Raw genomic sequence first — 8193 nt, 5'->3', positions numbered from 1 at the left:
CCTATAAGGCCAAATGGTGTGTATAACATAAATATCCGCCATATCTGAACACAGATATGGCGGATGCCTATAATCTTATTTTAGATATTTCGCTTGTCTACTTGACATGGGGCTGATCATGATAGGAAGATCACAGGGATCGGCTCTGCTTTTGTGCCTCTCCGGCAATTCAGTTAGAGCTCATGGACACGTGGAGCAAAAAATCATAGATCGAACGCAGCTTTAGAAAATCCACGGCCAAGACATCGGCAAGGTCACGGGAAAAGAGAAGCTTTGCGTCATCGCTTTCGGCAATAAAACAAATATTGCGACGTTCCAGCCAGTTTTGTAGCTCTGGGGCGGCGTCGGGAAAGTGCGGTCGTTTATAGCAGTCGCCCTCTATAGTAAATGTAGTTTGAGCGGCAAAGGCTGAGAGAGCTTCACGAAAAGCAGAGCGATTCTCAAGAATCTGCTGGCGCATAGTGTCCATAAAGTTGGTCGAAGCGTGATAAAAGCCGCATCCATAGTTGAAACCATCACAGGTAATCTCAAAATAAAATCCAGGCACTTCGGTGCCGTGCATTTTACCGCGTTTAAATATAATCCACATGGTATCGCGATATAAGGATTTATCATGGGAATACCGAGTATCCCGCCAAATCCGGCTGATCGTTTTGTCGACTCTCGGGTCAACGGTGAATAGGCTGTCGATTTGTAACATGGTGGGCGTCAGCGCTTCGACCAGTTCACAGAGAGGTTCCACCACATAGCTCCGATACTCGGACTTATGTTCTTCAAACCAATCTCGGCTGTTGCGCATACGATTTTCCCATAAAAAATCTAATGTTTTTGGTGAAAAGGGCATGACGGGTTGCCTCCCAGTAAAAGTTATGGAATGATATGCTTTACTATACACGGTTTCCAGGCATTTGTCCATATCAATACATCAGAGTGATGCTAAACAGGAATATAGCTAGGTCCGCCTCTCGGCGGTCTTTCCTATAGAAAAAACACCAGGAATTCCTGGTGTTTTCTAATGGAGATGAGGAGAATCGAACTCCTGTCCGAAAATCCCTCCGTCCGGGGCTCTTCCATCACAGCTGCTGTTCAAACATTCCCTCCATAGACTCCCAACAGCAGGAGAGCTATTTCAGTAGCTTCATCCGATCTTTATCGCCCGCAAAGCTTAAGACGAAAAGTTCCCCGCTAAGTCGACGCCCTGTTCCAGGTCGCGGGACCCCCAGACAGAACGGACTGCTTTAATTAAGCAGCAAATGCCATTTCGTTGTAATCGAAATCAGCGTTGTTATTGTTTTTAGCGTTTATATTTAAGGTTTGGTTGATGACGCAGCCCAACCTGCGGATGGCTCCCCAGGCCTCGGCGATCCCCGTCGAAACCTTTACATCCCCGAATCTTCGAGAACGTGAAGTTAGAATTCCACAATTCTGTATTTAGTATACCAGAGATTCTAAAGAAAGTCAATATATTGTTTTGCTACTATAGAGGAAAGCTAAGGGACGACATGTCCACTAGAGTATGATGCCATCGATTGAACGGATAAACATTACAGGATTTGGAAATACTGAATGAAACAGGAGGTGTCGCGATTGAAAGAATGGAAGTTTTGCGAGGACAACCAAGACTTTGTCCAATTAATACTGTTTACGCGGCAGCACGGAGGGAACAATGCAAAAGACAGTGGGAATTCCTAGAGCCTTATACTATTTTCAATATGGACCAGCGTGGCGACGCTTTTTTCAAGAATTAGACTACCCGGTGGTGCTCTCATCTCCCACAGACGGAAAGCTCATCGAAAAGGGAGCAATGCTCTCAGTAGAAGAAGCGTGCCTTCCGATTAAGATTCTTCATGGACATGTAGCGCAGCTATGTGAAAAGGGCGTGACGTACATTTTTTTGCCAAGGCTGATAAGCCTCCTCAAGGGATCGTTTACATGCCCTAAAATCGCTGGGGCACCGGAGATGATCCAGAGTGCCTTCACACAAAGACCGATTCTCTTATCACCCAGTATTCGTGCTGGAGAAAATCCGTTAACGGCATGTTATGAACTGGGTCGAGAACTGGACCGGTCCGCCAGCCGCGTGCGCAAGGCCTGGACGGTCGCCTGTGAGAATAGCGGCGGTCCAGTTGAGAAACGCGATCCAGAAGCGCTTCGTGTTGCATTATTGGGACATCCATATTTGTTATACGATTCTGGCGCCAATATGCGGCTTCGTGAAAAGTTAGAGGATCAAAAAATTCTCGTCTGTACGCCGGATGAATATGATCCAGAAGACCTCCGGGAAAGAGCAGCAGACATGACAGAAAAACGGATTTTCTGGAGTACAGGTGAGGAAACAGTAGGCTATATTCTAGCACTGTTGGATAATGAACCGAAGCCAGATGGTTTTATCTTTGTCACGTCGTTTGGATGTGGCGTTGATTCCTTTATACTCAACGTAGGACAGCGCCTAATTCAAAAGAAAAGCCAAATTCCCTATTTAGAGCTGTCCTTGGATGAACATGCAGGGGAAGCTGGCTTTGATACGAGAATAGAAGCCTTCATCGATATGCTGGAGCGAAGGCGAGAACGGGGGAAAAGTGCATGATCATCACCTATCCCCATATGGGGAGCTTATCCTGGCTGTTAGGAGCTTTATTTCGAGAACAGGGCATTCCCTTCATTTCGCCTCCACCGTGCTCAAAGCAGACGCTGGAAGTGGGAGTTCGCTATGCGCCGCAGGGTGCCTGTTTACCGATGAAAATCGTGTTGGGTAATTTCCTGGAGGCGCAAAAGCAAGGCGCGGATACAGCTTTATTTTTTGGGGGATGTGGGCCATGCCGGTTTGGCTATTTTGCCGCCATGTTTCAAGGGATCTGTGAGGAGTGGGGCATTCCGCTGCGAATTATTGCGCTGGAAGCACCGGACCATGATATACGTGAATTATTCCGGCGAATTCAGGACGTGATGGGAAAAAAGGCGCGGCAATTGCCGATCCTCATTGCGGAGGGAATCCGGGCGGCGAAAGCATTGGATGAGGCAGAAGAGATAGTAGGCGATGCAAAGCTTTTTCTCTCTGGTCAAAGCGAGAAGCTTCAATTGGAGCATTGGGAGCAGGACTGGAGACGAAAAGCAGAGCAGGCTGCCTCGCTGAAGGAGCTTCGAATGTTGGCCAATGAGGCTGCCACAACCTGGAGATCGAATGAACCGTGGCCGGAAGAGATGGTGCGAATCGGAATCGTAGGTGACATCTATTCTATCATCGAACCATTTGTCAATTTTCAGCTACAGCGAAAATTAGCCGATATGGAGGTTTTCTCAAGACGGTCCATCACCATAAGCCGGTGGCTAAAAGAGGCGACGGTAAAAAAGCTAAGTCCCCTGCCAGCTGCCTGGGAAAAGGAAGGAGGCCCTTTCCTCAATACCAGTATCGGTGGCTTTGCAAAGGAGACAGTAGGGTATAGCGCATATTGGAGCTCACTGCATTGGGACGGCATCATTCAAGTATATCCACTCAGCTGTATGCCAGAAATCGTAGCGCAGAGTATCTTGCCAAAAGTAAGCGAGCACTATGGCGTTCCGATTCTTACTTTGGTGGTGGACGAGTTAACTGGGGAAGCTGGATATCAAACCCGAGTTGAGGCATTTGTTGATATGGTGAAACGCAGGAAGAGGAGACAGATAGCGCGATGAAAGAATTTTTCTTGGGGATTGATGTAGGGTCTGTCAGCACAAATCTGGTGCTTATGAATCCTGATAAGTCGGTGGAAGAAAAGATATATATACGGACGGCTGGCCGCCCAATGGACAGTGTCCGAAATGGGTTTTTAAAACTTAAGGCCAAAGTCGGAGAAGAATTCGGAATTTTAGGGGCTGGCACCACTGGGAGCGGGCGTCAGTTGGCAGCGGCCATGACCGGAGCGGATGTTATGAAAAATGAAATTACAGCCCACGGCGTTGCAGCTTTGCAGGCTAGCCCTAAGGTTCAAACGATTCTAGAAATCGGGGGCCAGGACTCTAAAATCATTCTAATACGCGATGGAATTATCTATGATTTTGCTATGAATACCGTTTGTGCGGCCGGGACTGGATCATTCTTGGACCGGCAGGCGCAGCGCCTCAATATACCGATTCAAGAACTGGGACACTATGCGCTGCGGTCCAGCCATCCCGCTAGAATCGCTGGCCGCTGCGCTGTCTTCGCGGAGTCGGATATGATCCATAAGCAGCAGGAGGGGCAGCCGTTGGAGGATATTCTCAGTGGCCTTTGCCATGCGCTGGTTCGGAATTATTTAGCGAATCTGGCAAAAGGAAAGCAGATACAAGGTCCTGTCCTTTTTCAAGGGGGAGTTGCCGCAAATGAAGGAATTGTCCAAGCGTTTGAAGAAGAATTAGGTATACCCGTCACAATACCGGAATATTATGATGTTATGGGAGCATGGGGAGCTGCCATCCTTGCGCAAGAGCAGAGAGCCAAGACCGGCGGTACAAGCTTCTGTGGCGTTGACGCCATGGCGGATGAGTTTTCTATCTCTAGCTTTGAGTGTGAGGACTGTCCGAACCGTTGCAATATAACGCGGATGCAGAGAGGCGAGCTGCAGGCGGGATGCTGGGGGAGCCGGTGTGGCAAATACTAGCGTCTTGACAGAAAAAATGGTGGAGGGTATAATACAGAAAATGTCCATGGGGAGAGGTATAGTTGAACATTAAACTCATTTTATGGCCCGCAACACGTGCAGTAAGGGAAATCGCAACCCGCCTTATATCGCTATGGAACCGGCTTCCGGGAGCAGGGACATTGGAGACGGACGCCTATGCGCTGACATCACAAAAACTGCCCGCTGCCTTTCACGGACTTCGAATCGTTCAGTTGACAGATCTTCATGGGCGATCCTTTGGAGAAAAGCAGAAGACCCTATTAGATTATGTGAGCCACCTGCATCCAGACATCGTTGTACTGACAGGGGATTTGATTGCGGAGAAATATGACGGTCAGGAGCGGAAAGCGGTTCAGGATCTTTTACAAGGCCTTGCTCAAAGGTATCCCGTGTATGCGATTCTAGGCAATCATGAGAGCCGGTCGAGGAAAAAAAATGCGGTTATCGCCGACTGTGAAAAAGCGGGGATCGTGTTACTTCGCAACAAGGGGGCCTACCTGTGGCGCCGTGGTGTCTGCATTGGCCTGGCGGGTATGGAGACGGTGAATCCATCGCCGGCCGATACCGCCTTATCCACAAAAATTGAGGAACATGCGGCTTTGCAGGAGACGTTGAGCCGCTACCAGCATGAGAAGAAGCCTGCGTTTCAAATTCTATTAGCCCATAAACCTGAGTTGTTACAGACCTACGCGGAGTATGGCGTGGATCTGATTTTAGCCGGCCATGCCCACGGAGGTCTGATGAAGATTCCCTTTTCTGGCGGAAAATGCGTGCTGGCGCCGGGTCAGGGATTCTTTCCCCGGTATACCCATGGAATCTATCAGGAGAAAAATACGCTGATGGTATTAGGGAGAGGCCTTGGCGGCCCACGAATTGGAATCCGGCCGGAGGTTGTCTGCATCGACCTATATGCAGAGAAAAAAGCGAAAGGATAACTTGCAAAAGAAGAACCCCTTCTGGTTAGGAATCTAGACCGGAAGGGGTTTCGACAAAAGGTAGCAAAATATAAAAATAAGGTTGCGAAGCGTGTCGAAATACGCTATAATAAAGAGAAAAGAGTGAAACAAAAAGTTGGCGGGGAGGCTGTTATGAAACTCTGGGGAGGACGGTTTCGCAAAGATGAAAATCGGATGATGGAGGACTTCAATTCTTCATTTTCCTTTGACTCACGGTTATATCGAGAGGATATTACGGGAAGCATGGCTCATGTTCGAATGCTGAGCGCATGCGGGATTATAGCTCAGGAGGAACGAGACGCCATATTGGAGGGACTGGAAGGGATCCTGCGCGATATCGAGTCGGGCGCACTGTCTCTTGAAGGTGAGTATGAGGATATCCACACCTTTGTAGAACTCCATTTGATTGAGCGAATTGGAGAGGTTGGAAAGAAGCTGCACACAGGGCGGAGCCGCAATGACCAGATCGCTTTGGATATGCGTCTGTATGCCCGGGAGAAAGCGGCGGAGCTGAAGGAGCTTTTACTCGGCTTGATCGCGGCTCTCAAAAGGACGGGGGAGGCCAATCCGTTTATTATGCCAGGTTATACCCATCTACAGAGGGCACAGGCTGTTACCTTTCGCTATTATATGGACGCATACGTTAGTATGCTGAGCCGGGATGTCCGCCGTGTTGAGAATGCGTCGGATATATTGAATGAAAGTCCGCTTGGGTGCGCGGCGCTGGCCGGTACCACCCATGGGATTGACCGGAATATGACAGCGAAGGAGATGGGATTTCGCAGGCCTGTCTCCAATTTCCTAGATGGTGTCAGCGATCGAGACTACCTGATTGAGCTCACATCGGCCATGTCCATGATCATGATGCACTTGAGCAGGCTGTGCGAAGAGCTGATCCTTTGGAGTTCCCAGGAGTTTCGATTTGTGGAGATTGACGACGCGTACTCCACGGGCTCGAGTATCATGCCGCAGAAGAAGAATCCGGATGCATGTGAACTTGTTCGGGGCAAGAGCGGCCGGGTATTTGGCCATTTGCAGGGCCTCCTGACAACGATGAAAGGGATCCCCCTGGCCTACAATAAAGATATGCAGGAAGACAAACAGGCATTTTTTGATGCGGTGGATACGGTTTTTGCCTGCCTTTCCATCATGACGGGCGTCATCTCCACGCTGCGGGTGCGGGGCGACGTCATGCGGGACAGTGTCAAGTCCGGTTTTTTGAATGCGACAGAGGTGGCAGACTATCTGGTATCGAAGGGGGTGGCCTTCCGGGATGCCCACGGCATCGTGGGGAGGATTGTCATCGCCTGCGAGGACAAGAAATGTGCCATCGAAGATCTGTCCCTGGATGAGCTCCGGCAGTTTTCATCCGCTTTCGATGACACGATCTACGCATATATCGACTATGAGAATATCCTGAAGAAAGGAAACAAAAAAGAAATGCTGTAATGTCGAATAACAGCATATTATTAAGAAAAACGTAAAATTTCTGTCGTGACTTTCGTAAAAGATCTTTGTTATACTTAGTTCAATGATTTTGCTGGCGATAAGCGGGATAGGGGTCGGCGTAGATGAAAAAGCAGATCGTATTACAAAGGGGATTGATTTTAGGGCTAATCAGCATGATGGTCATACTGATGTCCGGATGTTTTGCCGGTGCGATCACCGATGAACCGTATCTGGGGGAGGAAGTGTCGGAGAGTAGCGCGTTTCAAGAACAGCCGCGCAATAATACCGCGGAGGCGGAGGTTACAAAACTCTGGCTGGTGGACCGAAATACAGCGCTGCCATCATCCTTCACGCCGTCGGCTCTGACGGCGGTGGGCGAGTCAGGTGAACAGTTGATTGAGGCTGCGGCTGCGGACTATGTCAAGATGACGGAGGCAATGAAGGCAGATGGCGTAGGCGATCTGTATCTGGTGCAGGGATATCGCTCCTATGAAGAGCAGGAGGAGTTGTACTCTGCCTGTGTACAGTCTTTTTTGGACAAGGGGGAGTCGGCGAGCCGCGCGGAATTGCTGGCGTCATACCAGTTGGCCAAAGCTGGACAGGATGAGCATCAGACCGGATTGGCAGTGGATGTGAGCATCTCATCCGATCTGACATTGAGCGAGGATTTTCGCAGTACGGACCAGGGGAAATGGCTTGCCCGCAATAGCTGGAGATATGGTTTTGTCTATCGCTATGAGACGACGGATACAGGACTCAAGGAGCCCTGGCATCTTCGATATGTGGGAGCGATTCACGGGCAGATCATGACGGAGAGGGGATTCACCCTGGAGGAATACTTAGATTTTCTTGCGCAGAGCGGGCAGTATTACTTCACGGACAGCCAAGGAGTCCAGTATGTGATTTACTACCGCAGTAGCCTGGTGGAGAACTTCCGCAATATTCAGAGCATATGCGGCGACAATCAAGGACATTATATCATCACCTGCTTTGTATAGCGGCGCGATGGGAGACGGGACCAGAGCCGATTTTTGATATGATACCCCTTAAGTAGACAAGGTAAATAACCAAAATCTACTTGGGGGTATTTTATGTATCGGAAATATACATCAGAAGAAAAATTAAATATTGTAGAAGGATATCTGAATGGG

General features: G+C 49.1%; 7 protein-coding genes and 1 other RNA gene. 6 read left to right on the top strand and 2 right to left on the bottom strand.

Annotation, left to right across the window (positions count from 1 at the left end):
- Positions 1 to 169: 169 nt before the first annotated feature.
- Both H8730_RS16900 and ssrA read right to left on the bottom strand, forming a co-directional pair.
- Positions 170 to 844 carry a DUF2461 domain-containing protein gene (locus tag H8730_RS16900; RefSeq protein WP_177719120.1) on the bottom strand — a complete coding sequence of 225 codons (675 nt, stop codon included), beginning with the start codon at positions 842 to 844 and terminating at the stop codon, positions 170 to 172.
- A 169-nt stretch (positions 845 to 1013) separates the two neighbouring features.
- Positions 1014 to 1389: a transfer-messenger RNA gene (ssrA, locus tag H8730_RS16895) on the bottom strand.
- 277 nt (positions 1390 to 1666) lie between these two features.
- Between ssrA and H8730_RS16890 the strand changes: the two genes are divergently transcribed.
- The 6 genes from H8730_RS16890 (at position 1667) to H8730_RS16865 (ending at position 8040) form a co-directional block, all read left to right on the top strand.
- Positions 1667 to 2587 carry an acyl-CoA dehydratase activase-related protein gene (locus tag H8730_RS16890; protein WP_177719121.1) on the top strand — a complete coding sequence of 307 codons (921 nt, stop codon included), beginning with the start codon at positions 1667 to 1669 and terminating at the stop codon, positions 2585 to 2587.
- Positions 2584 to 3672, top strand: coding sequence for a CoA protein activase (locus H8730_RS16885; RefSeq protein ID WP_249290231.1), 1089 nt, complete (start codon positions 2584 to 2586; stop codon positions 3670 to 3672). Before H8730_RS16890 ends, H8730_RS16885 begins: the two co-directional genes overlap by 4 nt.
- Positions 3669 to 4616 (top strand): acyl-CoA dehydratase activase, encoded by a 948-nt coding sequence (locus tag H8730_RS16880; protein WP_249290230.1) that lies wholly within the window; start codon positions 3669 to 3671, stop codon positions 4614 to 4616. The genes H8730_RS16885 and H8730_RS16880 overlap by 4 nt, the downstream gene beginning before the upstream one ends.
- 62 nt (positions 4617 to 4678) lie before the next feature.
- Positions 4679 to 5572 (top strand): metallophosphoesterase, encoded by an 894-nt coding sequence (locus H8730_RS16875; RefSeq protein WP_177719124.1) that lies wholly within the window; start codon positions 4679 to 4681, stop codon positions 5570 to 5572.
- Between the two features lie 153 nt (positions 5573 to 5725).
- Positions 5726 to 7042, top strand: a complete 1317-nt coding sequence (gene argH / locus H8730_RS16870; RefSeq protein WP_177719125.1) for an argininosuccinate lyase — start codon at positions 5726 to 5728, stop codon at positions 7040 to 7042.
- 122 nt (positions 7043 to 7164) lie between these two features.
- Complete coding sequence (locus tag H8730_RS16865; RefSeq protein ID WP_177719126.1) at positions 7165 to 8040, top strand: M15 family metallopeptidase; 876 nt, start codon at positions 7165 to 7167, stop codon at positions 8038 to 8040.
- The last annotated feature ends 153 nt before the right edge of the window (positions 8041 to 8193 follow it).

Source organism: Bianquea renquensis, assembly GCF_014384895.1.
GTDB classification, from domain to species: domain Bacteria; phylum Bacillota; class Clostridia; order Lachnospirales; family Bianqueaceae; genus Bianquea; species Bianquea renquensis.
This window is presented reverse-complemented; position numbering and strand designations above follow the sequence as displayed.

Coding starts and splice junctions, on each gene's coding strand:
- H8730_RS16890 (WP_177719121.1), top strand. CDS start 1,667: ATGCAAAAGACAGTGGGAATTCCTAGAGCCTTATACTATTTTCAATAT.
- H8730_RS16880 (WP_249290230.1), top strand. CDS start 3,669: ATGAAAGAATTTTTCTTGGGGATTGATGTAGGGTCTGTCAGCACAAAT.
- H8730_RS16885 (WP_249290231.1), top strand. CDS start 2,584: ATGATCATCACCTATCCCCATATGGGGAGCTTATCCTGGCTGTTAGGA.
- H8730_RS16865 (WP_177719126.1), top strand. CDS start 7,165: ATGAAAAAGCAGATCGTATTACAAAGGGGATTGATTTTAGGGCTAATC.
- H8730_RS16900 (WP_177719120.1), bottom strand. CDS start 844: ATGCCCTTTTCACCAAAAACATTAGATTTTTTATGGGAAAATCGTATG.
- argH (WP_177719125.1), top strand. CDS start 5,726: ATGAAACTCTGGGGAGGACGGTTTCGCAAAGATGAAAATCGGATGATG.